This window comes from Pseudomonas sp. Sample_9, assembly GCF_004307535.1.
GTDB lineage: Bacteria > Pseudomonadota > Gammaproteobacteria > Pseudomonadales > Pseudomonadaceae > Aquipseudomonas > Aquipseudomonas mercuritolerans.
In genome coordinates this window covers 1-1,555 of the sequence record NZ_RAZO01000055.1, presented here as the reverse complement: position 1 = coordinate 1,555, position 1,555 = coordinate 1, and the positions used below count along the sequence as shown (strand labels likewise).

1 protein-coding gene is annotated in these 1,555 nt (G+C 61.1%); it reads left to right on the top strand.

Features of this window, described 5'->3' with window-relative positions:
- Positions 1–83: 83 nt before the first annotated feature.
- On the top strand, positions 84–1,555 hold a 1,472-nt coding region (gene gltX / locus D6877_RS03385), incomplete at its 3' end, for a glutamate--tRNA ligase (RefSeq protein ID WP_130909849.1).

The following is a 1,555-nucleotide window of genomic DNA, read 5'->3' as shown; positions in this document are numbered from 1 at the left end:
CCCTGCCCGCTGGAGCGGGGCGGGTGTCGCCTGTTACCATTCGCCGCTTGATTGTTCTGCTCTTCATTTTTTCGAGACAAGCCATGACCACCGTCCGCACTCGCATCGCGCCATCGCCTACCGGGGACCCCCACGTAGGTACCGCTTACATCGCATTGTTCAACTACTGCTTTGCCAAGCAGCACGGCGGTGAGTTCATCCTGCGCATCGAAGACACCGATCAGTTGCGTTCGACCCGCGAGTCCGAACAGCAGATCTTCGACGCCCTGCGCTGGCTCGGCATCGACTGGAGCGAAGGCCCGGACGTCGGCGGCCCGCACGGCCCATATCGGCAGAGCGAGCGCGGCGATATCTACCAGAACTACTGCCAGCAACTGGTCGACATGGGCCATGCGTTCCCGTGCTTCTGCACTGCTGAAGAGCTGGACCAGATGCGCGCCGAGCAAATGGCTCGCGGTGAGACTCCACGTTATGACGGCCGTGCGCTCCTGCTGTCGAAAGATGAAGTCGCGGCGCGCCTGGCCGCTGGCGAACCGCACGTGATCCGCATGAAAGTGCCGAGCGAAGGCGTCTGCGTGGTGCCGGACATGCTCCGTGGCGACGTCGAGATCCCGTGGGATCGTATGGACATGCAGGTGCTGATGAAGACCGATGGCCTGCCGACGTACTTCCTCGCCAACGTCGTCGATGACCATCTGATGGGCATCACCCACGTCCTGCGTGGCGAAGAATGGCTGCCATCGGCGCCGAAACTGATTTTGCTGTACGAATACTTCGGCTGGGAACAACCGGAGCTGTGCTACATGCCGCTGCTGCGCAACCCGGACAAGAGCAAGCTGTCCAAGCGCAAGAACCCGACCTCGGTGACGTTCTACGAGCGCATGGGCTTCATGCCGGAAGCGATGCTCAACTACCTCGGGCGCATGGGCTGGTCGATGCCGGACGAGCGCGAGAAGTTCTCGCTGCAGGAAATGGTCGACAACTTCGACCTCAAGCGTGTCTCCCTCGGCGGGCCGATCTTCGACATCGAGAAGCTATCGTGGCTCAACGGCCAGTGGCTGCGCGATCTGCCGGTGGAAGAGTTTGCCGCCCGCGTGCAGAAGTGGGCGTTCAACTCTGAATACATGATGAAAATCGCGCCGCACGTGCAGGGCCGGGTTGAAACGTTCAGCCAGGTCGCACCGCTGGCGGGATTCTTCTTTGCTGGCGGCGTGAATCCGGATGCCAAGCTGTTCGAGTCGAAAAAGCTCTCCGGCGATCAGGTTCGCCAGTTGATGCAGTTGATCCTGTGGAAACTGGAAAGCCTGCGGCAGTGGGAGAAGGACAGCATCACCGCGACGATTCAGGCGGTGGTCGAATCCCTCGAGCTGAAACTGCGCGACGCGATGCCGCTGATGTTTGCTGCGATCACCGGGCAGGCGAGTTCGGTGTCGGTGCTCGATGCGATGGAAATCCTCGGCCCGGATCTCACCCGATTCCGCTTGCGCCAGGCGATTGACCTGCTGGGCGGCGTGTCGAAGAAAGAAAACAAAGAGTGGGAAAAGCTCTTGGGCGC